This window comes from Conexibacter sp. DBS9H8 (genome assembly GCF_023330685.1).
GTDB lineage: Bacteria > Actinomycetota > Thermoleophilia > Solirubrobacterales > Solirubrobacteraceae > Palsa-465.
The window spans coordinates 2,140,743-2,164,491 of record NZ_CP097128.1; the positions used below are offsets into that span (position 1 = coordinate 2,140,743).

21 protein-coding genes are annotated in these 23,749 nt (G+C 72.5%); 17 read left to right on the top strand and 4 right to left on the bottom strand.

Annotated elements, in window-relative coordinates:
- The first annotated feature begins 5 nt into the window (after positions 1 to 5).
- The 5 genes from M3M55_RS10155 to M3M55_RS10175 are packed head-to-tail and all read left to right on the top strand — an operon-like array spanning position 6 to position 5,126.
- The gene (locus tag M3M55_RS10155; protein WP_249009389.1) at positions 6 to 1,133 is read left to right on the top strand and encodes a M20/M25/M40 family metallo-hydrolase; all 1,128 of its coding nucleotides are present in this window, start codon (positions 6 to 8) and stop codon (positions 1,131 to 1,133) included.
- A gap of 13 nt (positions 1,134 to 1,146) precedes the next feature.
- Positions 1,147 to 2,157 carry a tryptophan--tRNA ligase gene (gene trpS, locus M3M55_RS10160; protein ID WP_249009390.1) on the top strand — a complete coding sequence of 337 codons (1,011 nt, stop codon included), beginning with the start codon at positions 1,147 to 1,149 and terminating at the stop codon, positions 2,155 to 2,157.
- 51 nt (positions 2,158 to 2,208) lie between these two features.
- Positions 2,209 to 2,991, top strand: a complete 783-nt coding sequence (locus M3M55_RS10165) for a ScpA family protein (RefSeq protein WP_249009391.1) — start codon at positions 2,209 to 2,211, stop codon at positions 2,989 to 2,991.
- Positions 2,992 to 3,000: 9 nt separating this feature from the next.
- Complete coding sequence (scpB, locus tag M3M55_RS10170; protein WP_249009392.1) at positions 3,001 to 3,612, top strand: SMC-Scp complex subunit ScpB; 612 nt, start codon at positions 3,001 to 3,003, stop codon at positions 3,610 to 3,612.
- Positions 3,612 to 5,126: a glycoside hydrolase family 30 beta sandwich domain-containing protein gene (locus M3M55_RS10175; RefSeq protein WP_249009393.1), complete on the top strand. Its 1,515-nt coding sequence runs from the start codon at positions 3,612 to 3,614 to the stop codon at positions 5,124 to 5,126. Before scpB ends, M3M55_RS10175 begins: the two co-directional genes overlap by 1 nt.
- A 24-nt stretch (positions 5,127 to 5,150) precedes the next feature.
- On the opposite strand, the gene rlmN is transcribed toward M3M55_RS10175, so the two are convergent.
- On the bottom strand, positions 5,151 to 6,131 hold the full coding sequence (rlmN, locus tag M3M55_RS10180) for a 23S rRNA (adenine(2503)-C(2))-methyltransferase RlmN (protein WP_249009394.1): 981 nt from the start codon (positions 6,129 to 6,131) through the stop codon (positions 5,151 to 5,153).
- Between the two features lie 72 nt (positions 6,132 to 6,203).
- Between rlmN and M3M55_RS10185 the strand changes: the two genes are divergently transcribed.
- Complete coding sequence (locus tag M3M55_RS10185) at positions 6,204 to 6,965, top strand: pseudouridine synthase (RefSeq protein WP_249009395.1); 762 nt, start codon at positions 6,204 to 6,206, stop codon at positions 6,963 to 6,965.
- Here the strand turns inward: M3M55_RS10185 and M3M55_RS10190 are convergent.
- Entirely contained in the window at positions 6,865 to 8,430 is a 1,566-nt protein-coding gene (locus M3M55_RS10190) for a glycosyltransferase family 39 protein (protein WP_249009396.1), read from the bottom strand. The two genes, M3M55_RS10185 and M3M55_RS10190, sit on opposite strands and share 101 nt — an antisense overlap.
- 104 nt (positions 8,431 to 8,534) lie before the next feature.
- On the opposite strand from M3M55_RS10190, the gene M3M55_RS10195 reads away from it, so the two are divergent.
- The 7 genes from M3M55_RS10195 to cmk all read left to right on the top strand — a co-directional run bounded on the left by M3M55_RS10195 (position 8,535) and on the right by cmk (position 15,943).
- Positions 8,535 to 10,139 (top strand): glycosyltransferase family 87 protein, encoded by a 1,605-nt coding sequence (locus tag M3M55_RS10195; RefSeq protein WP_249009397.1) that lies wholly within the window; start codon positions 8,535 to 8,537, stop codon positions 10,137 to 10,139.
- A 35-nt stretch (positions 10,140 to 10,174) separates the two neighbouring features.
- Positions 10,175 to 10,543, top strand: a complete 369-nt coding sequence (aroH, locus tag M3M55_RS10200; protein WP_249009398.1) for a chorismate mutase — start codon at positions 10,175 to 10,177, stop codon at positions 10,541 to 10,543.
- A 12-nt stretch (positions 10,544 to 10,555) separates the two neighbouring features.
- On the top strand, positions 10,556 to 11,668 hold the full coding sequence (gene hisC / locus M3M55_RS10205; RefSeq protein ID WP_249009399.1) for a histidinol-phosphate transaminase: 1,113 nt from the start codon (positions 10,556 to 10,558) through the stop codon (positions 11,666 to 11,668).
- Between the two features lie 200 nt (positions 11,669 to 11,868).
- Positions 11,869 to 12,951: a 3-deoxy-7-phosphoheptulonate synthase gene (locus tag M3M55_RS10210; protein ID WP_249009400.1), complete on the top strand. Its 1,083-nt coding sequence runs from the start codon at positions 11,869 to 11,871 to the stop codon at positions 12,949 to 12,951.
- A 21-nt stretch (positions 12,952 to 12,972) separates the two neighbouring features.
- Positions 12,973 to 14,043, top strand: coding sequence for a prephenate dehydrogenase/arogenate dehydrogenase family protein (locus M3M55_RS10215; protein ID WP_249009401.1), 1,071 nt, complete (start codon positions 12,973 to 12,975; stop codon positions 14,041 to 14,043).
- Complete coding sequence (gene aroA / locus M3M55_RS10220) at positions 14,040 to 15,314, top strand: 3-phosphoshikimate 1-carboxyvinyltransferase (protein WP_249009402.1); 1,275 nt, start codon at positions 14,040 to 14,042, stop codon at positions 15,312 to 15,314. Before M3M55_RS10215 ends, aroA begins: the two co-directional genes overlap by 4 nt.
- Positions 15,308 to 15,943: a (d)CMP kinase gene (gene cmk / locus M3M55_RS10225; protein ID WP_249009403.1), complete on the top strand. Its 636-nt coding sequence runs from the start codon at positions 15,308 to 15,310 to the stop codon at positions 15,941 to 15,943. Before aroA ends, cmk begins: the two co-directional genes overlap by 7 nt.
- A gap of 55 nt (positions 15,944 to 15,998) precedes the next feature.
- Here cmk and M3M55_RS10230 read toward each other — a convergent pair whose 3' ends face one another.
- A complete protein-coding gene (locus M3M55_RS10230) occupies positions 15,999 to 17,294 on the bottom strand; it encodes a mannosyltransferase family protein (protein ID WP_249009404.1) in 1,296 nt (431 codons plus the stop codon).
- A gap of 30 nt (positions 17,295 to 17,324) precedes the next feature.
- Here M3M55_RS10230 and der point away from each other — a divergent pair, with 30 nt between their 5' ends.
- Together der and metK are read left to right on the top strand one after the other, a co-directional pair.
- A complete protein-coding gene (gene der / locus M3M55_RS10235; RefSeq protein ID WP_249009405.1) occupies positions 17,325 to 18,692 on the top strand; it encodes a ribosome biogenesis GTPase Der in 1,368 nt (455 codons plus the stop codon).
- A 63-nt stretch (positions 18,693 to 18,755) separates the two neighbouring features.
- Complete coding sequence (gene metK, locus M3M55_RS10240) at positions 18,756 to 19,982, top strand: methionine adenosyltransferase (protein ID WP_249009406.1); 1,227 nt, start codon at positions 18,756 to 18,758, stop codon at positions 19,980 to 19,982.
- A gap of 23 nt (positions 19,983 to 20,005) precedes the next feature.
- On the opposite strand, the gene M3M55_RS10245 is transcribed toward metK, so the two are convergent.
- A complete protein-coding gene (locus tag M3M55_RS10245; RefSeq protein WP_249009407.1) occupies positions 20,006 to 20,794 on the bottom strand; it encodes a hypothetical protein in 789 nt (262 codons plus the stop codon).
- 33 nt (positions 20,795 to 20,827) lie between these two features.
- On the opposite strand from M3M55_RS10245, the gene priA reads away from it, so the two are divergent.
- Together priA and def are read left to right on the top strand one after the other, a co-directional pair.
- A complete protein-coding gene (priA, locus tag M3M55_RS10250; protein WP_249009408.1) occupies positions 20,828 to 22,999 on the top strand; it encodes a primosomal protein N' in 2,172 nt (723 codons plus the stop codon).
- 49 nt (positions 23,000 to 23,048) lie between these two features.
- A complete protein-coding gene (def, locus tag M3M55_RS10255) occupies positions 23,049 to 23,723 on the top strand; it encodes a peptide deformylase (protein ID WP_249009409.1) in 675 nt (224 codons plus the stop codon).
- Positions 23,724 to 23,749 lie beyond the last annotated feature (26 nt).

Sequence of the window (23,749 nt, forward strand, 5' to 3'; positions counted from 1 at the left end):
CGGCGATGGGCAGCGAGGTGAATGAGGCGACGGTCGCGCGGGTCGCCGCGGAGATGGCGGCCCTGTGTGAGGTCTCCAGTCCGTGGGGAGACCATCCCGGGGCCGAACGGTGCATCGAGCTCGTCAGCTCTTTCCTTCCCGCCGAGGCTGAGCGGGAACGAATCCCCTGCTCCTCGCCGGCCTGTGCTGAGGACCTGCTGATCCGCTACCGCGGTAGCGGCACGCGTCGGCTGCTGCTGCTCGGGCACCTCGACACGGTCGTCTCCCACGAGCGCCACCAGCCGGTGCGCCGGGAGGGAGATCGCCTGATCGGCTCGGGGACCGCGGACATGAAGGGCGGGGTCGCCGTCAGCCTCGCCGTGCTCCGGGCGCTGCTGGCCGAACCGGGTCGCTTCAACGAGCTCGCGCTGCTGCTCGTCTGCGACGAGGAGTGGCGTACGGCCCCGTTCATCCACCCGCCCCGCTTTAGCGGCTATGACGCCTGCCTCTGTTTTGAGGCGGGGGAGCGAACCGGTGACGGCGAGGAGAAGGTGATCGTCACCCGCAAGGGGGCGGGGACGCTGCGGGTCACCGCGACCGGACGGGCCGCCCACTCGGGCAGCCAGCCCGACCGCGGAGCCAACGCGCTGCTCGCCCTCGCGGAGGTCGCGACCGGGCTCGCCCGCCTGCACGCGCCCGCCGGCCCGGAGCGGCTGACGGTCGTCCCGACGATCCTCCAGGCCGGGGAGGCACTCAACATGGTCCCCCCGCACGGGGAGCTGACCGTTGACATCCGCGCCGACGACACGGAGGCCTTCGCCGTCGTGCTCGACACGGTGCCCCGCAGTGTCGGGGAGGTCGGCATCGACCCTCGGCTCGAGCGGGTGTGGCCGGCGATGGACGCGGCGGCGGCAACCACCGACCTGATCGCCGCCGCCGCCGCCGGCTACGGCGCGCCGATCGTCGCCGGCGGGCGCGGCGGCGCCTCCGACGCGTCGCACTTCGCGCCGACGATCCCGCTCACCGTCGACGGGCTCGGCCCGCGGGGGGGAGGGGCCCACAACCCGGGTGAGTACGTGAGCGCCGACAGTCTCGCCCCGCGGGTCGGGGTCGCGCTCGCGGTCGCCCGGGCCGCGCTCACGGCCGGGCGCTAGCCTCAGCGCGACGATGGCGCGCATCTTCTCCGGGATCCAGCCGACCGGGCGCAAGCACCTCGGCAACTACATCGGGGCGATCCGCCCCTACGTCGACTGGCAGGACCGCGGCGAGGGGATCTATTGCATCGTCGACCTGCACGCGACGACGGTCGCCTACGAGCCCGTCGCGCTGCGCGCGAGCCTGTATGACCTGACCGCGCTCCTGCTCGCCGCCGGGCTGGAACCGGGGCGCTGCATTCTCTTTCGCCAGTCCGACGTGCCCGAGCACACCGAACTGTCCTGGCTGCTGACGAGCGTCACCGGTTACGGCGAACTGCAGCGGATGACCCAGTTCAAGGACAAGGCCGGACGCCAGGAGCTCGTCTCCGTCGGCCTGTTCACCTACCCGGTGCTGATGGCCGCCGACGTGCTCGCCTACCGGGCCGGTATCGTCCCTGTCGGGGAGGACCAGCGCCAGCACATCGAGCTGATGCGCAACGTCGCCGACCGCTTCAACGGCCGTTTCGGGGACCGGCTCGTCGTCCCCGAGGGCGTCTACCCGGAGATCGGAGCGCGGATCATGGACCTCCAGGAGCCGACGAGGAAGATGTCGACGACGAGCCCGAGCCCGCAGGGAACCGTCTTCGTCCTCGATGAACCGGAGGCGATCCTGAAGAAGTTCCGCTCCGCGGTGACCGACTCAGACCGGGAGATCCGCCATGGGACGGACAAGCCGGGGGTCTCGAACCTGCTCGAGATCCTCGCCGTCGTCGAGTCGACGAACCTGCCTGCGCTCGAGGAACGCTTTCAGGGGGCGGGCTACGGCGATCTCAAACGTGCCGTCGGGGAGGCCGTCGTCGGCTATCTCGCCCCCGTTCGGGAGCGCTACAGCTTCCTGCGCGCGGATGAGACCGGCCTTGAGGCGATCCTCGCGGACGGCGCCGACCGCGCCCGGGAGATCGCCGCGGGCACCCTCGCGGAGGTGCGGGAGGCGATGGGCGTCGGCCCGCTCCGGGCACCGGGCGCCACCGGGCGGGCCTGAGCCGGCGGTGGCCACCGGGCCACCGCCGCCCCCGTCGGTAGATTGAGCACGGTGCCCCCGCCCGGTCGCCCCTCGCCGCTGCGCCTGATCGATCTCGAACTCGACCTCGAGGTGTTCGCCGGCCCCTTCGATCTGCTGCTCACCCTCATCCTGCGGGAGGAGATCGACCTGCTCGAGGTCGATCTCGCGGATGTCGTCATCACCTACATCGACTTCCTCGAGGCGCGCGGGGAGCTCGACCTCGAGCTCGCGACGGAGTTCCTCGTCCTCATCACGGCGCTGCTCGAGCTCAAGTCACGGCTGATGCTGCCCGGCGAGGAACTTGAGGATCTCCTCGAGCTGGCCCCGGATGAGGCGGCCGCCGAGCTGCTCGAGCGGCTTCTTGCCGCCCACCGCTACCGCGGCGCCGCGGACTTTCTCAGCGCTCGCCTCGCCGCGGAGGGGCCCTACCGGTTCCGCTCGGCTCCGCTGCCTGAGCCGCTCGCTCGCGCGACGCTCCCGCTCGCGGACGCGATCTACCCGCCCGCCCGGCTCACGCGGGCGATCGGTGCGCTGCTTACCCTGCCGCCCCAGGTCAACGTCAGCCACATCCCGACCGCGAAGGTGAGCGTCGCGGAGCGGCTCGCTCACGTCCGCGCGCTGCTGCGCCGCGGCAGCTTCCGCTTTGACGACGCCGTCATCGGGGCCGACCGCGTCACTGTCGCCGTGACCCTGTTCGCCCTGCTCGAGCTCTACAAGCAGGGCGAACTCGCCTGGGTACAGGAGCGGCCCTTCGGCGAGATCACCGTCGCCGCGACTGACCGGTCCGCCCGCGGGTTGCGGGCGAGCGCCTGAGGTGGGCCAGTGAGCCTCGTCCGCGACGTGGAGGCCCTGCTCTTCCTGAGCTCCGACCCGCTCGACCTCGCGGTGATCGCCGAGGCATGTGAGGCCGAACCCGACGCGATCGCAGCAGCGCTCACCGAGCTCGCCCACGGCTACCGTCAGCGGGACGCCGGGATCGTCCTGCGCGAGCTGGCGGGCGGCTGGGTGCTGGCCAGCCACCCCGATGCCGAGGCCGCCGCCCGGCGGCTGCTCGCCAAGCCACGTACCCCGCCGCTGTCGGGCGCTCAGGCGGAGACACTCGCGATCGTCGCCTACCTCCAGCCGGTGAGTCGGCCCGAGATCGGGCGGATCCGTGGCGTCAACGCCGAGTCGGCGACCCAGACGCTGCTCGAGCGTGGCTTGATCGAGGAAGCCGGGCGCTCCCAGTTCGGTGCGAGCCTGTACCGGACCACCGAGCTGTTTCTCAAGCTGTTCGGTCTCGGCTCGCTCGCGGACCTGCCCGACCCGAGCGCCTTTGACCCTGCTCCCGAGGTTGAGGAGGAGCTGCGCGAGCGACTCCTCGCCGCGGGGGAGGCGCGCCGCGGGGACCGGGCGACCGACTCGACTCCGCCGGCTGACGCATTGAGCGGCTGATGGGCCCCTGGGTGGCCCGGTCCCCCACACGCCGGCCGTCGGCACCCGGACGGTGGCTCGGCTGGGGGCGGCTGGCCGTCGCTCTGCTCGCGCTCCTGCTCGCCGTCGGAGCGGCGACCGCGCAGGCGACAAGCCCGAGCTCCGCGGCCGTCTCGGTGCTGCTCACCGACCCGGCCGCCCACGTCGCCCTCCGGGCCGAGCCGCCGCTCACCCTGACAACCGGCTCCCCGCCCCCGGGAACACGCGTGATCCGTCTCGACCCGAGCGCCCGGGCCCAGACGATCAGCGGCTTCGGGGCCGCGCTGACCGACAGCGCCGCCGCACTGATCGAAGGTGACCTCACCCCGGCGACCCGCCAGGCGCTGATGACCGAGCTGTTCAGCCCCGCCGAGCTCGACCTGCGCGTCCTGCGGATCCCGATCGGCGCCTCGGACTTCACCACCAACGGTGTCCCCTACAGCTATGACGACGGGCCGCCGGATCCGACGTTGCGCCGGTTCTCGATCGCCCATGACCGCGCCGCGGTGCTGCCCGCCCTCCATCAGGCCCTCACCGTCGACCCGCACCTCGGCCTGCTTGCGACGCCGTGGAGCGTGCCGGCGTGGATGAAGAGCAACGACTCCCTCGGCAACGTCGGTGACCGCGGCACGCTCCGGCCCGGTGCGGGCGGGGAGTACGGCGCCTACATGATCCGGTTCCTCCAGGCCTACCGGGCCGCCGGCATTCCGATCACCGCGATCACCCCGGCGAATGAGCCGGGCAACCCGACCGCCTACCCGGGGATGAACATCGGGCCCGCGTTCGAGTCCGCCCTCATCAACGCCGCCCTCGCCGCCCGCCTGCACCGCGCCGGCCTGCACGTGCAGATCGACGGCGCCGACGTCGGCTGGGGGTCGCCCGCCTACGCGCGCGCGATCGCGACCGGCGACGCGGCGCGCAACCTCGCCGCGATCGCCTGGCACTGCTACTACGGCCCGCCGACGGTGATGAGCGCCGTCCACGCGCTCGACCCGCGCCTCGGGGCGATCGTCACTGAATGCTCTCCCGGCATCAGCACCGTCCCGATCTCTGAGATCGTCATCCAGTCGCTGCGTAACGACGCCTCACAGGTCCTGCTGTGGAACCTCGCCCTGAACCCGGCCGGCGGTCCGGTGCAGGAGCCCAACCGCGGCTGCCCCGGCTGCAGCGGCGCGGTGACGATCGACCCGGCGACCCACACCGTCACGCCGACCGTCAGCCTCGACGAGGTCGGACAGGCGTCGGAGATCTTCGCTCCCGGGGCGGTGCGGATCGCCTCCAACACGTTCGTCACCGCTCACTACACCGGACCGGGCCGCGACTACCTCAGCGCCGGGCTCGATGACGTCGCTGCCGTCGAGCCCGACGGCAGCCTCGCCCTGCTCGCCTACAACCACTCCGCCGCCCCGATCACCTTCGCGGTCAGAGACGGCGGGGCGTACTTCACCGACACGCTCGCGGCCGGGGCGACGGCCAGCTTCCACTGGGGGTCGTGAAGGGCCGGTGGACCCCGGCGGCCCTCAGACGCGGGCGGCGAGCTGCCCGCAGGCGGCGTCGATATCCCGCCCCCGGGTGAGCCGAACGGTCGCCGACAGCCCGCGGCGCTCGAGCTCGGCGGCGAAGGCGGCGATCGCCCGGGGGGAGGAGCCGGTGAAGGTCGAGTCGGTCGGGTTGTAGGGGATCATGTTGACCTTGAACATCCGCGGGTCGAGCAGGTCGGCGAGCGCGCGGGCTTGGCCGACCGAATCGTTGACGCCGGCGAGCATCACGTACTCGACGAACACCATCCGGCGCTTGGCTGCATAGAACGCCTCACAGGCGGCGATCACCTCGGCGAGCGGATAGCGGGCGTTGACGGGCATCAGCTCCTCCCGCAGGGCCGGGTCGGCGGCGTGGAGGGAGAGGGCGAGACGCAGTGGCATCGGCTCGGCCGCGAGCGTCGTGATCCCGGGAATCCAACCGACGGTCGAGATCGCCGTGTGCCGGTGGCCGATCCCCAGATCCGGCAGCCGCCGGCAGGCCGCGAGCACGTTGGCGAGGTTGATCATCGGCTCACCCATCCCCATGAAGACGGCGTGATCGACCCGGCCGAGGCGGCGGAAGTGGAGTGCCTGATCGAGGATCTCGGAGGCGGTGAGGTTGCGCCCGAACCGCATCGCCCCGGTCGCACAGAACGCGCAGGTGAGCGGACAGCCCGACTGGGAGGAGAGGCAGAGTGAGTGACGGCCGTCCCGGTAGCGCATCAGCACCGCCTCGATCGGACGGCCATCATGGGTGGACAGCAGGACCTTGATCGTCCCGTCCGCCGAGCGGGCTTCCCGCTCCACGGTCATCGTGCTGAAGGGCACCCGCTCGCTGAGCGCGTCGCGTAACCGCACCGGAAGGTTGGTCATCTGGGCGTACCCGTCGGCCCCCTGGGCCGTCCACTCCCAGATCTGCCGGGCCCGGTAGGCCGGCTCCCCCAACTCCGCGAGGGTCGATTCGAGCAGGGCGAGATCCATACGCCCACAGGGTGACAGGCGACGCCGGCGAGTGGGCAGGCGGGTGACCGTCACGCCCTACCCTGAGAGCCCGTGCGTCTCCAGAAGTACCTCGCCCATGCGGGCGTCGCCTCGCGGCGACGGTCGGAGGAGATCATCGCCGCCGGGCGGGTGACCGTCGACGGGACGGTGGTGACCGACCCGGCCCGGGACGTCGGTGAGGACGCCGAGGTGACCCTCGACGGAGAGGCGGTCGCGCTGCTCGGCGCCGAGGATCGCGTGCTCTACGCCGTCCACAAGCCCGTCGGGGTCGTCTCGACGGCCCGGGACACTCACGGCCGAGCCACGGTCGTCGAGCTCGTTCCGAGCCCGTTGCGGCTCTATCCGGTCGGACGGCTCGACGCCGACAGCTCCGGGCTGATCCTGCTCACCAACGACGGCCCGCTCGCCCACCGGCTCACCCACCCGAGCTTCGGGGTGTCCAAGACCTATGTCGTGACCCTCACCGGCGGGCCGGTCTCCGAGCACGCCCTGCGCCGGCTCCGCGACGGCGTCCTCCTCGAGGACGGTCCGACGGCACCCGCCGAGGTCCGGGTGCTGGGACCCGGCCGGCTGGAGATCACGCTGCGGGAGGGGCGCAAACGCCAGGTGCGACGGATGTGCGCCGCCGTTGGCCATCGCGTCCGCACACTACAGCGCGTTGGCTTCGGCCCCCTCCAGCTCGGCCCGCTCCCGGCCGGCGCCGCCCGCCGGCTCACGCCGGCTGAGGTCGCCGCCCTGCTTGGCGCTGGAACAGGAGCACGTCCCGGGGCAGGGTCGTCGTCACGAGCGCGCGGGCGATCTCGGCCCGGGTGACCGTCCGCGGGTGGGCGGCGATGAGGCGGAAGATGCTGAACTGCTCGATGTGGGTGACGCCGTCGGCGCGGAAGCCGCGGATCCGGTAGCTGCGCTGCAGGGCGCTCGGTTCGAGGTTGCAGCCCGACCCCCACCAGCACACCGGACCGCCGGGCTCGGGGGCCATCGCGATGACGTCGATCTCCCCGACCCGGGGGTCGGTCGGCGCACGCGCGAACCTGAGTCGCGGCAGGTAGAGGGAGAGCGGCAGGTCATAGCTGTAGTGCTGGATCAGCACAAGCCGGTTGGCGGCGGAGCGCTGGCCGGCGAGCAGCCGGGCGACCGGGCGCCAGTTCGGCCGCTGCAGCGCGTAGGTGGTGGCAACCGATACGACGGCGACCACCCCGACGAGACACAGCCCGGCCACCGCGAGCGGGGGTGCCCAGCGCAGCGGCCGGACCCGCCACAGGGCCGCGAGGCCACCGGCGACGGCGAGGTCGGCCCCCGGCCATAGGCCGATCAGGTTCCGGCCCAACAGCGTGTCACTCGGCCCGGCGACGAACAGCATCGCCAGACCGAAGCCCGCGACCGTGAGGACGGCGGCGAGGACCGCGCCGCGCGCGCGGCTCCATACCAGCCCGACCACGCCCACGCCAGCGAGTCCGAAGGCGGCGAACTTCAGTGGCACCCGCGCCGCCGTGCCCGTCCCGAGCACGAACTGGGGGAGGATCTGACCGAGGCGCAGGCTGAGCGGAACATGGGCGATCCAGCTGTCGTTGTGCGTGTTGTTCTGGGTGATCAGGAGCGGCAGCAGCGCACCGCCGGCGGCGGCGACGATGGCGACACCCGCCCAGGCGGCCGGCCGCCGCCAGAAGCGCCCGAGCAACACGAGGGCTTGGGGGATGAGCACGACGACCGCGTAGTAGTGGCTGGCGAGGGTGAGCGCACCGACGACCCCCCAGGCGAGGAACCAACGCGGCCGCGGGGAGGCGAGGATCGCCCCGAGACACAGCCAGGAGGCACTCGCCCCGAGCACGAGCAGCTCATAGGCCCGGGCTTCCTGGGAATACCAGATCAGCAGCGGGCTGAAGGCGGCGAGGGCGGCCGCGGCGAGGGCGGCGACCCGCGATCGTGTGAGGGCGAGGGCGGCTCCGTACAGCGTCGGGATGACCAGGACACCGATCACCGCCGACAGCGAGCGCAGTCCCGCCTCGTGATCGGAGAAGATCCGCACCCACACCCAGGCGAGGCAGTAGTACAGCGGCGGCGTCGACTCGGTGTGCGGGATCAGCCCGAGCATGTCCCCGAAGCGGAAGTGGACGAGCAGGGCCGAGTAGGCCTCGTCGTACCAGAACCCCTGCTGGCCGAGCCCCCAGAAGCGCAGCAGCGCCCCGGCGGCGATCAGCAGGAGCAGAAGCGTGCGGGTCCGGGGGCGGGAGGCGCCCCGTGCGGGAGCGGCGGCGGAGGGGGTCGCCAGGGTGGCCATCGCCGCCAGTGTCGGGAGCCGGCCGCGTGCCCGCAAGAACGGCTAACCGAATCGCAACTGGCCGTCAGCCACAGTCCATTGAGCACGCGCCAGCCTGTGAGTCAATGCAGGAGCAGGCGCACTCTCCTGAACGTCGACCCCAGCAGTCCGACCCCGGCAACGGCGCCATCGCCCTGCCGGTCACCGGCGGGCTGGAGCCGAGGTTCCCCAGTTTCGCCCTTCCGGGGGTGCCGGTGGGCGTCCGGGTGCTGGTCGCCCTCGGCGGGCTCGGCCTGCTCCTGATCGCGGCCGTCGCGGCCGTGCTGCTGGGAGCGGGCGGGGACAACCTGTTCGCCCCGCACCCGGCTCACCTGTTCCCGGCCTGGCAGGCGGGACCGCTCGCCCACCTCCTCAGCCACCGCCTGATCACCGCGATCGGAACCCCCGGCGTCTACAGCGCCGGCTTTCTCGTCGTCTTCGGTGCCTACCTCGCCGTCCTCGCCGGCGCCCGGTCGCTTCCGGGGCCGGTGATCGTCGCCTTTGTCGTCGGCTCCGCCGCGATCTTCCTGCTCGGTCCGCCGACCCGGCTCAACGACGTGTTCAACTATCTCGGGTACGCCCGGCTCGGGGCGGTCCACCATCTCAGCCCCTACCGCCACGTGATCGGCAACGAACGGGGCGACCCGGTCTTCGGGTTCACGAGCTGGCGCAACCTCGCCAGCCCCTACGGCCCGCTGTTCACCGCGCTCACCTATCCGCTCGCGCAGCTGTCGCTCCCGGCGGCCTACTGGACCCTGAAGGTGGGCATGGTCCTGCTCGACCTCGGGCTCGTCGCGATCCTCGCCGCCTGCGCCCGCCGGCTCGGCCGGGATTGGCGCCCGGCGGTACTGTTCCTCGCCGCCAACCCGCTCTTCCTGTTCTTCGAGCTGGCGGGTTTTCATAACGATTTTCTCATGCTCGTGCCGTCCATGGGGGCTGTCGCACTCCTGCTCGACGGGCGTGACCGCAGCGCCGGGGCGGTACTGATGCTGGCCGTCGCCGTCAAGTTCACCACGATCGTCCTGCTCCCGTTCTTCCTGCTCGCCGTGCTCACCAACCCGCGGCGGCGCCGGCTGTGTGAGGGCGCCGTCCTCGCCGCCGTTCCGCTCGGGCTGCTCAGCGTCGCGCTGTTCGGATGGAGCATCCCGAACGTGTCGGACCAGAGCGGACTCGTCACCGGTTACTCGATCCCGAACCTCGTCGGGCTCGCCCTCGGCATCGGGGGCGCCACCCCGACCCTGATCCGCGTCATGGAGCTCGCCGTCGGGGTCGTCGTCCTGCTCAACCTGCGGGGCCGTGACTGGATCGCGGGAGCCGGCTGGGCCCAGCTGGCGCTGATGGCGTCGATCGCCTGGCTGATGCCGTGGTATCTCGTCTGGACGCTCCCACTCGCCGCGCTCGCGCGCAGCCCGGCGCTGCGCACCGTCTCGATCCTGATGACCCTGTTCCTCATCCTCAGCTTCCTGCCGGTCACCAGTCGCGTGCTCAACGCCAACGGACTCAACCCGATGGACACCCCGGTCGGCCGGGCCGCCAGCGCGTTTGAGCAGAGCCTGCAGTGGCAGCACCTCGGTCACCACCACGGACACCGGCGGCGGCGTGCGCTTCACCCCTACCGGCAGCGGCGGCTCGTGCTGCCGAGGGGAACCCCGGCACCGGGTGCGATCGGGATGCGCCGGCGCGCCGCCTGAGGGCCGGCGCGCCGCTCACTACACTCCGCCCGACGATGCAGCGGTTGTTCGCGCTCCGGGGCGCCAATAGCGTGGAGCGCAACGATCCCGACTCGATCCTCGCGGCCACTGACGTGCTGATGCGCGAGCTGATGGCCCGCAACGGCCTCGACGCCGCGGCAATGGTGTCGGCGATCTTCACCGTCACCGACGACCTCGACGCCCAGTTCCCTGCCGTCGCCGCTCGTGCGCTCGGGCTCGATCGCGTTCCGCTCCTGTGCGCGAGGGAGATTCCCGTTCCCGGCAGCCTGCCCCGCGTCGTGCGCACCCTCGTGCACTACTACGCCGGCGACGACCACATCCCCCGGCACGTCTACCTCGGCGCCGCGAAGGCGTTGCGGACCGACCTCGACTCCGCCCAGTAGCGTCCTGACCTGATGCCGATCGAGTTCGCCGAGAAACTGAGACGGATTCCCGTCTACCCCGCCGCCGCCGCCTACGATCTGCCCGACGGGGTCGCGATGCTCGCCTCCAACGAGGCGCCGTTCGCCCCGGCCGAGTCCGTCCAGGCGGCCGCAGCCCGCGCGCTGGCGGGCGTTCACCGCTACCCCGATCCGGCCTATCAGTCGCTGCGGGCCGCGCTCGCGGCGCGGTACGAGCTCGACCCCGCCCACATCTCCCTCGGCAACGGGTCCTGTGAGCTGCTGCTAGCCGCCGGGGAGGCCCTGCTGGAACCGGACGCCGAGATCGTCTACGCCTGGCCGGCCTTCAGCGTCTACCCACACCTCGCCGCCGCGGCGGGCGCCCGGGCGATCGAGGTGCCCCTCGACCGCGACTGCCGCCACGACCTCGACGCGATGGCTGCCGAGATCACCGTCGCCACTCGGCTGGTGATCGTCTGCAACCCGAACAACCCGACCTCGACGGCGCTCGGGCTCGAGGAGATCGATGCGTTCCTCGCCAAGGTCCCCCGCCACGTCGCGGTGATCCTCGATGAGGCGTACGTCGAGTTCAGCCTCACCGTCGGTGACCCGCTCGCCTCCCTGCCGCTGCTGGCCCGTTACCCGAACCTCATCCTGCTGCGGACGTTCTCGAAGGTGTACGGGCTCGCCGGGCTGCGGGTCGGCTACGGGCTCGCCGCCACCGACGAGTTCCGCGTCGCCACCGATCAGGTCCGTCAGCCGTTCTTCCTCAACACCGCCGCCCAGGCGGCCGCCGTCGAGGCGCTCGCCCGCCAGGACGAGGTCGAGCGGCGCGTCAGCGCGACGGTCGCCGCCCGTGAGACGCTGCTGGCCGGGCTCGGTGACCTCGGCTGCTGGGTCGCCTCCTCGGACGCGAACTTCCTCTGGGTCAAGCTCGGGCCGCGCGAGGTCGCCCCGACGGCGGACACGGCGACCGTTGAAGCGGAGATCGTCGCCGGGCTCCGCCGCCGCGGCGTGCTCGTCCGCGCCGGCGCGGCCCTCGGCGGGCCCGGGTTCCTACGGGTCACCGTCGGCACCGCGGCGGAGAACGCCCGTTTCGTCGCCGCGCTCAGCGAACTGTTAGGCTGACGGTCACGATGGCCAGCGCTCCCGCATCCCGGATCTCGCGTTGGTCCCGTTATTGGCGATTTAGCTAGGCGTCCGGCCGGCGAACCCTGAGTCCGTGCGCGCACGCGGACGTCGACACCAGGGGCCGGGCGCCGTCGAGCAGGCTTCGAGTGCGCGCGACCAACTACCCTTCCGCCCAGTCAGAGGTAACCCCCGCCATGATGTTCGCCACCCGATCAGTGTCCGCCGACGCCGTCCGCGACCAGCGGATCGCCCAGCTCGTTCCCCTCATCACACCGCAGGAGCTCTACGACGAGGTCCCCCTCGATGAGGCGAAGACGGCCGTCGTGCTCGGCGGCCGCGCCGCCACCCACGCGATCCTCGACGGGGACGATGACCGTCTCCTCGTCGTCATCGGCCCGTGCAGCGTTCATGATCCCGCAGCTGTCCGCGACTACGCCGCCCGGCTCGCGCAGGAGGCCCGGCGGCACGCCGGCGACCTGCTCATCGCGATGCGCGTCTACTTCGAGAAGCCACGGACGACGATCGGCTGGAAGGGGCTGATCAACGATCCCCACCTCGACGGGACCGGTGACGTCAACGCCGGCCTGCGGATCGCCCGCCAACTTCTCTCAGAGGTCCTCGGCTCCGGCCTTCCGGTCGGGTGTGAGTTCCTCGACCCGATCATCCCCCAGTACATCTCCGACCTCGTCTCCTGGGGCGCGATCGGCGCACGGACGACCGAGTCCCAGATCCACCGCCAGCTCGGCTCGGGCCTGTCGATGCCCGTCGGGTTCAAGAACCGGACCGACGGCAACGTCCAGGTTGCCGTCGACGCGGTCCGTGCCGCCGGGGTGAGCCACGCCTTTGCCGGCATCGACCCGGACGGCCGCTCGGCGATCCTGCATACCCGCGGCAACACCGACTGCCACGTCATCCTCCGGGGCGGCAACGCGGGCCCGAACTACGGGGCGGCGGAGGTGGCGGCCGCCCTTGAGCTGCTCGCCGCCGCCGGCCTGCCCCAGCGGGTGATGATCGACACGAGCCACGACAACAGCGCCAAGGATCCGCTCGCCCAGCCGGCGATCGCGGCCGACATCGCCGGTCAGCTCGCCGCCGGCTCCCGCGCGATCACCGGCGTGATGGTCGAATCCTTCCTCGTCGCCGGCCGCCAGGATCAGAGCGCGACGATGACCTACGGGCAGTCGATCACCGACGGCTGTCTCGGCTGGGAGCAGAGCGTCGAACTGCTCGACACGCTCGCGGCCGGCGTCCGGGCGCGACGCCGCGCCCCGACCGCCTGAGCCCGCCCGACGTCCCCGCCCGTGCGTATCGCCGTCATCGGGGTCGGACTGATCGGGGGCTCGATCGCCCTCGCCGCCCGGGAACGCGTCGGCGCCGAGATCGTCGGTCACGACCCCGACCCGGAGGCGATCGCGATCGCCTGTGACCGCGGCGTCCTCGACCGCGCGGCCGCGTCCCTTGCCGGGGCGCTCGAGGGGGCCGACGTCGCCGTGATCGCCGCCCCGGTCGGGCGGCTCGCCGAGCTCGCCCCGCGGGTGCTCGCCGCCGCCCCCGTGGGCTGCGTGGTCACCGACGTCGGCTCGACCAAGCGCCAGATCGCCGGGCTGCTCGACGACCCCCGGTTCATCGGCGGTCACCCGCTCGCCGGCGCCGAGACCGCCGGGGTCGTCCACGCCCGCTCCGACCTGTTCGACGGCGCGACCTGGTATCTCACGCCCGCCCAGCACACCGACGGGATCCTCTATGAGCGTCTGCACCGGCTGATCGGCGCGCTCGGAGCGCACCCGGTGGCGATCGAGCCCGACGCCCACGACGCGGTGATGGCCGCGGTCTCCCACCTGCCGCACATCCTCGCCAACGTCCTCGTCGCCGAGGCTGCCGCGGTGCTCACCAGCCAGGGGGAGCGCCTGCCGGCGACCGGGCCGAGCTTCCGTGACGCGACCCGCGTCGCGGGAGCCAACAGCGCGATCTGGACCGACATCTATCTCGCCAACCGGGAGGCGCTGCTCGCCCGCATCGACGCGGTCAGCGCCCGGCTCGCGGAGGTCCGCACCCTCCTCGCCGCCGGCGACGGGGTGGAAATCGGCGCGTGGAACGACCGGGCCGGGGCTGACCGGCGCGCGCTCGTCGACGCGCAGCTCGCCGGCGGGGCGCTGACGGAACTGCGGGTTCCCGTCCCCAACCGGCCCGGGGTCGTCGCCGGCCTCACCCTCGAGCTCTCCCGGGCGGGGGTCAACCTCGCCGACCTCGCCCTGTACCCGGCCCCGGACATGTCCGAGGGCGTCGTCGCCCTGTGGGTGACCGGCGCCGAGGCCGCCGACCGCACCGAGGCGACCCTGCGCGCACTCGACTTCACGGTGTACCGCCCGTGAGCGGCCACGTCACCGTCGCGCCCGGCCGGCCGTCCGCGGCCTGGACGGTCACCGTCCCCGGCTCCAAGTCGCTCACCAACCGGGCGCTGCTGCTCGCTGGGGTCGCCGCCGGTCGTTCACGCCTGCACGGCGGGCTCGACGCCGCCGACACCGCGGTGATGCGCGCCGCCCTGGCGGCCCTCGGCGTCAGCGTCGAGGACGTCGAGCCGGGCGTGGTGGCCGTCGGCGGGCTCACAGGCCCGCCGACGGGGCCGGCCGTGGTGAACTGCGGGATGGCCGGGACGGTCGGGCGCTTCCTGCTGCCCGTCCTCGGGGCCGGGGCGGGCCGCTTCGAGGTGGACGCGCACCCGCAGCTCCGCCGGCGGCCGCTCGGCCCGGTGCTCGGCGCCCTCACCGCCCAGGGGGCCGAGATCGACGGGGACGCCTTTCCGCTCACCGTCGAGGCGCACGGGCTCAGCGGCGGGGTCATCGACGTCGACGCCTCCCTCTCAAGCCAGTTCCTGTCCGGCCTGATGCTCGCCGCGCCGCTCGCCCGCGCCGACACGGAGCTGCGCTTCCGGGCGACCGTGTCGGCCCCCTACATCGGACTGACCGCCGCGGTGATGGCCGCCTTCGGAGCGTCCGTCGCGCGGACGGAGACCGGGGTGACGGTCCGCGCCGGCGGGTACCGGGCCTGCGAGTACCACGTCGAGCCGGACGCGTCGACGGCGTCCTACTTCCTGGCCGCCGCCGCGCTCACCGGGTCGGCGGTCACCCTCCCCGGGCTCAGCCGGGCCCGCGCCGGCCAGGGGGACATCCGGCTCGCCGACCATCTCGTGCAGATGGGCGCGACGCTCAGCGACTCGCCCGGGGGGCTGACGCTGCACGGCCCCGCGGGCGCGCTGACGGGCGTGCACGTCGACATGGCCGACGCCACCGACGTGTTCATGACCCTCGCCTGCGTCGCTCCGTTCGCGAACACCCCGACGACGATCGAAGGACTCGCGAACGTGCGGGTGAAGGAGTCCGACCGGCTCGCCGCGACCGCTGAGAACCTCCGGCGGCTCGGGATCGGAGTGGAGGAGGGTCACGACAGCCTCACCGTCCATCCGGGGCGACCGCGGCCCGCCACGCGGCTGCCGACGTTCGAGGACCATCGCATCGCGATGGCCTTCAGCCTGATCGGGCTGCGGGTGCCGGTGACCCTCGAGGACCCGGAGGTGGTCGCCAAGACGTGCCCGACCTTCTGGGAGCTGTGGCCGAGCACGGGGGCGGAGGTGCGCCGGTGGTGATCGCCCTCGACGGTCCCGCCGGGGCCGGGAAGTCGACGGTCGCCCGGGCGGTCGCGGATGCGCTCGGCTTCACCTACCTCGACACCGGCGCGATGTACCGCTGCGTCGCCCTCGCCGCCCTCACGCGGGGCGAGGCACCCGACCGGGTTGCCACGAGCGTCCGGATCGAGTTGACCGATGCTGTCCGCCTCGACGGGGTCGACGTGAGCGCCGCAATCCGTGACCCCGAGGTGTCCGCCGAGGCGTCCCGGATCGCCGTGCTTCCCGCTGTGCGGGCGGCCCTCGTCACCCGCCAGCGCGAGCTGATCGCCGCCGGCGGGGACTGGGTCGCGGAGGGCCGCGATATCGGCACCGTCGTCTGGCCCGAGGCGGAGCTGAAGGTGTTCCTCACCGCCAGCCCGGAGGCGCGCGCCCGCCGCCGCAGCGCCCAAACGGGCGCCCCCTACGAGCAGACGCTTGCCGAGCAGATCGAGCGCGACGCCCGGGACGGCTCCCGGGCCCAGTCGCCGCTGCGGGCCGCCGCGGACGCGATCTGTCTCGACAGCACCGGACTGCGTCTCAGCGAGGTCGTCGCCGCGATCGCCAGGCTCGCCCGCGAGCGGATGGCCAACCGGCCGGCGCTGTCGTGATGCCGAGGTGAGAGGCCCGGGGTCCGGGTCGGCGGACGGCCCCGACCCGGTCGCTTCAGGCGACCCAGGCCCAGATGCCCCATAGGGCGCTGAAGAACGCGAGCAGCGCCGTCGAACCGGCGAGCACGAGCCAGCGCAGCCGCGGCCGGTCGACGAGCGTGACCGCGGCGGCGATCACGAGCGGGAAGGCCGGCATCACGTACCGGGCGAAGCTCATCATCGGCTCGAGCGGCGACGGGTTCGATGCGCTCGCGACGACGATCGCGAGCGCGTAGACGAAATAGACGCGAGGCAGCCGCCGCCAGGTGATCACGAGGGTGAGCAGCAGCGGGATGAGCCAGGCGACGTCGATGACGTTGTCGGCGGTCCAGTTGAGCGGGTCGTCCTGGTCAAAGAGCCGGACGTGTTGGCCGGTGAGGAGGTGCGAGACGTCGGCCGGAAGCTGACGCACGGCGATCCAGATCTCTGAGAACGGGCCGCGAAACGGGCGCCCCCAGAAGTGGGCGGCCGCATGGAACGGGGCGGTGACGCTCGCCCCGCTGAGGGCGCAGTAGACGAGGTAGGCGACGAGCCCGAGCGGGGCGAGGGTGCTCCAGGCGAGCCCTGGCCCGGCCGCCGCCAACCACCGGCGTGGCGTCCGCCAGTCGGACCGGACCGACCCCAGTGCGGCGCGCGGCCCCCACAGGTAGATCCAGGCGAGCGGGACGATCAGGACGAACCCGTCACTGCGGGCCGCCGCCGCCAGGCCCGCGCAGATCCCTGCGCGCGCCCAGCGTTCGGTGCGGGCGCTGTAGATCGCGGCGATGGAGAGGACGGTGAACAGTGACTCGGTGTAGACGGCACTGAAGAAGAGCGACATCGGGAAGAGGGCGAGCAGCCACACCGCCAGCCGCGCGACCTGCGGACCGAAGTCGAGCCGGGTGAGCCGGTAGAGCAGGACGAGCGAGCCGGTGAAGCAGGCGACGGAGATGAGCATGCCGGCGAGCAGCGGCGTGCCGATCACCGCGGAGACGATCGAGATCGCGAGCGGGTAGAGGGGAAAGAAGGCGCGGGACTGGGCGCTGAAGTACCCGTGGTGGGCGATCCCGAGGTACCAGACCGAGTCATAGCGGGCCGCGGGGGCGACGAGGCGGTTCAGCAGCAGCGAGCTGAACGGGTGCGTGAGCCCGCGAGGGTCGAAGATCGCCACGACGCCCGCCCCGGGCGGGGAGCTGATCAGGGCGATCACCGCGGCCACCCAGACGACGGCTCGGCTCACGAGCAGGGCCGCGAGGACGGTCGGCCACAGCCGCTCCAGCGCTGTCGGACGCGCGAGCGCCACCGTCGCTGGAGGCAGCGCACGCGTGCTCATCGGGCCACCCGTACTAGGCTGGGCGGGGCAATGAAGGTCGCGATCGTCGGATATCCCAACGTCGGCAAGTCCTCGCTCGTCAACCGGCTCACCGAGTCGCGCGAGGCGGTCGTGCATGAGAGCGCCGGGGTGACCCGCGACCGCAAGGAGCTCCACACCGAGTGGAACGGTCGTCGGCTCACGCTCGTCGACACCGGTGGCGTCGACCTCGAGGAGACCGACAACCTCGCCCGCAAGATCCAGGCCCAGGCTCGCGCTGCCCTGCTCGACGCCGATGTCGCCGTGCTCGTCGTCGATGCGAAGGCCGGGGTCCGCCCCGGCGACCTCGATATGACCGATCTGCTGCGCCACGGCCGCGTGCCGGTGATCGTCGCGGCGAACAAGGTCGACTCGGTCAAGGACATCGTCCTCGCCGCCGAGTTCCACGCGCTCGGCTTGGGCGACCCGATCCCCGTGTCGGCCGCCCAGGGGCTCGGTACCGGCGATCTGCTCGACCGGATCGTCGAGATCGGTCCGGCGGAGGCGGACGTACTCGCCGCCTCCGTCGACGATCCGATCCGGCTCGCCCTGATCGGGCGACCGAACGTCGGTAAGTCGAGTCTCGTCAACCGTTTCCTCGGGGATGAGCGGGTCATCGTCTCAGATCGGGCGGGCACCACCCGAGACGCTATCGATATTCCGTTCCGGTTCGATGGTCGCGAGCTCATCCTCGTGGATACCGCGGGTCTGCGCCGCCAGTCGAAGGTCGACGCGTCCCTCGAGTACTACATGACCCTGCGCTCCCAGCGGGCCGCCGAGCGCGCCGACGTCGCCCTCGTCGTCTGCGACGCCGCCGAGGGGGTCACCGCCCAGGACCTGCGCGTCGCGGAGATGGCGATGAAGAGCGGCTGTGCGACGGCGATCATCCTCAACAAGTGGGATCTCACCGCCGGGGAGGATCCCGCCGTCGTCGTCGGTCCCGACCAGCTCGAGTCCGAGCGTGTCCGCGTCAACCGCAAGCTGCGGCTCCGGCCGCGAGTGATGACCGCATCGGCGCTGACGGGCCGCCACGTTGAGCGGATCCTCACCGAGGCGGTCGGGCTCGCGGACCGTCGCCAGGGCCGGATCCCGACCAGCCAGCTCAACCGGTTCATCGCTGATGTCGTCGCCCAACGCCAGCCGCCGGCGGGCAAGGGCGCCAACGCGCACAACCAGCGTTTGAAGCTGCTGTACATGACCCAGACGGGGGAGCGGCCGCCGCGCTTCGCCATTCAGGTCAACTCGCACGGTCTCGTCACGCGGGACTACGCCTACTATCTCGAGAACCGGATGCGGGAGCGCTACCGGATGGACGGCATCCCGCTCGTGATCGACTTCGTCGAGCGCAACGAACGCCGCGCCCCCGAGCGCCGGCACTGAGAGCCCGCACGGCTCCGGTACATTGAAGGCCACCAACGACCGCGGAGCGCCAGCCCAGACCTCATGACGACGTTCGCTGACAACGAATACCTGTTCACCTCCGAGTCGGTGACCGAGGGGCACCCCGACAAGGTCGCCGACCAGATCTCCGACGGGGTCCTCGACGCCGTCCTCGCGGCCGACCCGGACGCGCGCGTCGCCTGCGAGACGCTTGTCAACACGGGACTCGTCGTCGTCTCGGGGGAGATCTCCACGGAAACGTACGTCGACATCCATGAGGTGGCGCGGGAGACGATCCGCTCGATCGGCTACACCGACGCCCAGCTCGGCTTCGCCGCCGACTCCGTCGCGGTCCTCAACGCCCTCGACAAGCAGTCCCCTGACATCGCCCAAGGGGTCGATGAGGCCTACGAGAGCCGCGCGGCGGGGGCCGGCGACCCCTTGGACCGCGCCGGGGCGGGCGACCAGGGCATGATGTTCGGCTACGCGTCGAATGAGACCGAGGAGCTGATGCCGCTGCCGATCAGCCTCGCGCACAAGCTCGCCAAGCGGCTCGCGGAGGTGCGCAAGGAGGGGCTGCTCGACTACCTGCGACCCGACGGCAAGACCCAGGTCTCGGTCCGCTACGTCGACGGACGGCCCGTGCAGATCGAGAAGCTGCTGATCTCCTCCCAGCACGCCGAGGGGGCGGAGGCGCTCATCCGCGACGATCTCTGGGAGCAGGTCGTGCTGCCGACCCTGCCGGCTGACCTGTTCGACCCCGTCGCGCTGCGGGCCGAGTTTCTCGTCAACCCGACCGGACGGTTCGTGATCGGCGGGCCGGTCGGGGACGCAGGCCTCACCGGACGCAAGATCATCGTCGACACCTACGGGGGCTTTGCCCGCCACGGTGGCGGCGCCTTCTCGGGCAAGGACCCCTCCAAGGTCGACCGCTCAGCCGCGTACGCGGCCCGGTACGTCGCCAAGAACGTCGTCGCCGCCGGGCTCGCCGATCGGGTCGAGGTCCAGGTCGCCTACGCGATCGGGGTCGCCAAGCCCGTGTCGGTGATGGTCGAGACCTACGGGACCGAGAAGATCGGCCGCGGACGGATCCTCGAGCTGATCAACGAGCACTTCGATCTTCGCCCCGGCGCGTTCCGCAGCTACCTGCGCCTGCACCGCCCGATCTATCAGAAGACCGCGGCCTACGGCCACTTTGGCCGGGAGGATCCCGACTTCACCTGGGAGGCGACGGACAAGGCCGGGCTGCTCCGGGAGGCCGCCGGGCTGGGCAGCGCCGTCGGCGCCTGAGCCGTTCTCGCCATCCGACCCGGTCACAGGACCGCGAGGACGAGGCCGAGGCAGAGAACCGTCCCAGCTGTGGCGGCGGTCGCGCGGGCGAGCGTGCCCAACTCCCCGTCCCCGACGGTGTGGGCGCCCCAGATCGCCGGGGATCCGGCGACCACGCTTGCCCAGGCGGCATCGAGATCACCGGCCTGAGAGGCCCGGACGGTGCCGAGCACCCGGGCGGCGGCGTCGAACAGACAGCCGAGCCCGAGGACGGGGTCGCCCGCGTTGAGCCCGATCGCGACCCCGCCGACGAGCAGTTCGGCGACGACCACGAACACGAGCGTGACCCCGGCCGCGACGCCGTCCCGTCCCGTCGGCGGGGCCCGCAGACCACCGTCGCGATCACGGGGAGTGAGCGCCCCGCGGGCGGGGGAGAGCGGGCCGCTCGGCCCCTCCGCGCCCGCTCCGCCAGGTCCGGGGACGGGCGGTCGGGCCCCGGCCGGACTGGCGCCCGGGGTTGGCACGGCGACCGGGGCCGTCGCTCCGATTCGCAGCAGCGTGAGCCCGTGGGCAGGGGCGAGAGAGTCGGCGAGGGCGAGCAGCGCCGGGTCGGTGTCGTCGGCCAGGGCGATCAGGCGGTGGCTGGGATAGTAGGCCGGGATCGTCGCCCACTCGCCAGAGCCTGGGTCACGCAGCCAGGCGAAGCGATGCTCGCGCCGGCCGATCTCACCGAGACGCTCGTCAAGGTCATCGAGGGCCGTCCGGGCCTCGGCCCCCCGGTCAGGTCTCCCGAGATCGGGCTCCCCGTCACGGTCTGCGGACGCTTCCTCCATCGTCGTGGCCGCACTCTACGCTTCCGGACGCCCATGGACGACGGCCGGATCGCGCGGGTTCTGCCGCTCACCACCACCCGTGCGCTACGCGGAAGCTTCGACTATCTGATCCCCGCCGGCGTCACCGTCGACGTCGGGACGCTTGTCGACATTCCCTTCGCCCACCGGAGGATGCTCGGCGTCGTCAGCGGCACCGCGCCCGACAGCGACGTGCCCCCCGAGCGGCTCGCGACGATCGCCGCCGTGCACGACAGTTCACTCCCCGGCGACCTTGTCGACCTCGCCGAGTGGGTGGCAAGCGAGTATTGCTCGACGACCGCCCGCGCGCTCGCGCTGATGCTGCCGCCCGGCGCCGGCCGGTCCGCGCCGGCGCGACCGACGCTCACCGCCGCCCTCACCCCGGCCGGTGAGGTGGCGCTGGCCGGTGAGACACGCCTCAGTGCCGGTCAGCACGCGGCGCTGGCGCGGCTCGCCGCCGACGGTCCGACCCCCGCGAGGGCGATCGGCACCTCGTTGCTGCGCCGTCTCGAACAGCGCGGCCTCGTGACGATCGCCGCCGCGTCGGTCCGCCGTGACCCGCGCCGTCACACCGTCTCGAGCGCCGCGGCCGACGCCCCGCCGCTCACCGTCGGCCAGCAGGTCGCACTGTCGGCGGTGACCGACTGCATCCGCACCGGTGCCCACGCCGAGCTGCTCCTCTCCGGAGTCACCGGGTCGGGCAAGACCGAGGTGTATCTCGCGGCCGCGGCGGCGACGCTCGCGGCGGGTCGGGGGGTGATCATCCTCGTTCCGGAGATCGGCCTGACCGCCCAGGCGCGAGCGCGCTTTGAGGCCCGGCTCGGTGCGGTCGTCGCGGTCCTGCACTCGGGACTCACCGCCGCCGAACGCGCCGAGGAGTGGCGGCGGGTGCGCAGCGGGGAGGCGCGTGTCGCGATCGGCGCCCGCTCGGCCGTGTTCGCGCCGGTGGACGACCTCGGCCTGATCGTGATCGACGAGGAGCATGAGAGTTCCTACAAACATGAGGGGGACCCTCGCTACGACGCTCGGCTCGTTGCCGCGCGGCGGGCGCGGTACTTCTCCGCCGTCATGCTGAGCGGGTCGGCGACCCCCCGGCCCGAGAGCGTCGCCACCCAGCGCACGCTGACGATGCCCTCCCGGGTTGACGGCCGGCCCCTGCCGCGCGTCGAGATCCTTGACATGCGCGGCCGTCACCATCCGCTGCACCCGGAGGCGCGTGCCGCGCTGGCGGAGGTGCGCCGCAGCGGGGCCAAGGCGGTTGTCCTGCTCAACCGGCGCGGCTGGTCGAACTTTCTCAGCTGCGCCGATTGCGGCCGGGTCTGGAGCTGTCCCAACTGCGACGTCTCGCTCATCCTCCACCGCGCGGGCGGGCCGGCCCACGTCGCCTGCCACCACTGCGGGCACAGCGAGCCGGCGCCCTGCCGCTGCCCCGACTGTGGGTCGGTGTCGGTCGCCCGCCACGGAGCCGGCACCGAGGCCCTCGAACAGGAACTCCTCGCCGTCGTCGGGGCCGATCCCGGCTTCCCGGTGCTCCGCCTCGACGCCGACTCCCCCGGCCATGAGGCGCGCGCTCGGACCCTTGCGGCCTTCCACGCCGCGCCCGCCGGGGTGCTCGTCGGCACGCAGATGATCGCCAAGGGACACGACTTCGCCGACGTCAGCCTCGGGATCGTCCTCGACGCCGATCAGACCCTCCGGTTCCCCGACTTCCGGGCTGAGGAGCGCACCTTCGCCTTGCTCACCCAGCTCGCCGGCCGGACAGGCCGCGGCGCCGGCGGGGACGGTCGTGTGCTCGTGCAGACCCGGGCGCCGGCGGCCCGTCCAATCCTGCTCGCCGCCCGCCACGACAGCGTCGGGTTTCTCGCCGGCGAGCTCGGCCGTCGGGCGGGCCTGCGCTACCCGCCCTACAGCACGCTGATCCGGGTGATCTGCTCCAGTCCCGAGCCGGAGCCGGCCCAGCGGGTCGCGACCGCCCTGCGCGCGGCCATCGGGGACGCCCCGGACCGCTACCGGGTGCTCGGGCCCGCCCCCCTGTTCCGTCTGCGCAACCGCCACCGCAGCCAGCTGCAGATCCGCGCCGCCGACCGGGGGGGAGCGATCAGTGCCGTCCGGGCCGCCGTCGACGCACTCGTGCACGCACGCGCCCTCACCCGGGTCGCCGTGAGCGTCGACGTCGACCCCCAGTAGACCGCACCGGAACCTGAAAGCCCGTGGGCTTTCTTACACTCAGTGGGAGATGTCAGAGTCAACTTCCCACGGTGAGCAGGCCACGGCGGCCCGCGCCGCCGGCCCACCGGCCGCCGAGGCGGGCGGTCCCTCCGACCCCGTGGACGTCGCGGAGTCGGCCGAGCTTGACGCGGAGGAGGCGATCGAGCTCGACGCCGAGCGGATCGCCCGTCGGGACGCCGCCCTCGCGCATGTGCGGACCTTCGGGGACCCGATCCTCAGGGAGAAGGCGCGTCCGGTGACCGTCTTCGACGACGCGCTCGCTGCGGAGGTCGCCTGGATGGGTGAGATCATGCACGACGGTCTCGGCATCGGTCTCGCCGCGACCCAGGTCGGACGGCTGCGCCGCCTGCTCGTCTACCGCGTCACCCAGGAGGGCCCGGTCACCGCGCTCGTCAACCCGGAGATCGAGTGGCACTCCCGCGAGCAGGACATCTCCCTCGAGGGCTGTCTCAGCCTCCCGCGGATCCACGTCGAGGTGGAACGCCCGATCCACGTCCGCGTCCGTGCTCAGGACCCGTCTGGCGCCCCCCTGACGGTCGAGGCCTCGGGCCTTGAGGCCCGGGTCATCCAGCACGAGATCGACCATCTCGACGGCGTCCTCATTCTCAAGCGGACCTCACGCGAGGAACGTCGCGAGGCGCTGCGCAGCCTGCGGGAGTGGCAGGACGAGTCGGGGCGCTGACGGGTCTCCGTGCCGCCGTGATCTGC

Coding starts and splice junctions, on each gene's coding strand:
- priA (WP_249009408.1), top strand. CDS start 20,828: ATGGACGACGGCCGGATCGCGCGGGTTCTGCCGCTCACCACCACCCGT.
- der (WP_249009405.1), top strand. CDS start 17,325: ATGAAGGTCGCGATCGTCGGATATCCCAACGTCGGCAAGTCCTCGCTC.
- hisC (WP_249009399.1), top strand. CDS start 10,556: ATGCCGATCGAGTTCGCCGAGAAACTGAGACGGATTCCCGTCTACCCC.
- rlmN (WP_249009394.1), bottom strand. CDS start 6,131: ATGGATCTCGCCCTGCTCGAATCGACCCTCGCGGAGTTGGGGGAGCCG.
- M3M55_RS10175 (WP_249009393.1), top strand. CDS start 3,612: ATGGGCCCCTGGGTGGCCCGGTCCCCCACACGCCGGCCGTCGGCACCC.
- M3M55_RS10210 (WP_249009400.1), top strand. CDS start 11,869: ATGTTCGCCACCCGATCAGTGTCCGCCGACGCCGTCCGCGACCAGCGG.
- metK (WP_249009406.1), top strand. CDS start 18,756: ATGACGACGTTCGCTGACAACGAATACCTGTTCACCTCCGAGTCGGTG.
- M3M55_RS10230 (WP_249009404.1), bottom strand. CDS start 17,294: ATGAGCACGCGTGCGCTGCCTCCAGCGACGGTGGCGCTCGCGCGTCCG.
- M3M55_RS10195 (WP_249009397.1), top strand. CDS start 8,535: ATGCAGGAGCAGGCGCACTCTCCTGAACGTCGACCCCAGCAGTCCGAC.
- M3M55_RS10190 (WP_249009396.1), bottom strand. CDS start 8,430: ATGGCCACCCTGGCGACCCCCTCCGCCGCCGCTCCCGCACGGGGCGCC.
- M3M55_RS10245 (WP_249009407.1), bottom strand. CDS start 20,794: ATGGAGGAAGCGTCCGCAGACCGTGACGGGGAGCCCGATCTCGGGAGA.
- def (WP_249009409.1), top strand. CDS start 23,049: ATGTCAGAGTCAACTTCCCACGGTGAGCAGGCCACGGCGGCCCGCGCC.
- aroH (WP_249009398.1), top strand. CDS start 10,175: ATGCAGCGGTTGTTCGCGCTCCGGGGCGCCAATAGCGTGGAGCGCAAC.
- M3M55_RS10155 (WP_249009389.1), top strand. CDS start 6: ATGGGCAGCGAGGTGAATGAGGCGACGGTCGCGCGGGTCGCCGCGGAG.
- trpS (WP_249009390.1), top strand. CDS start 1,147: ATGGCGCGCATCTTCTCCGGGATCCAGCCGACCGGGCGCAAGCACCTC.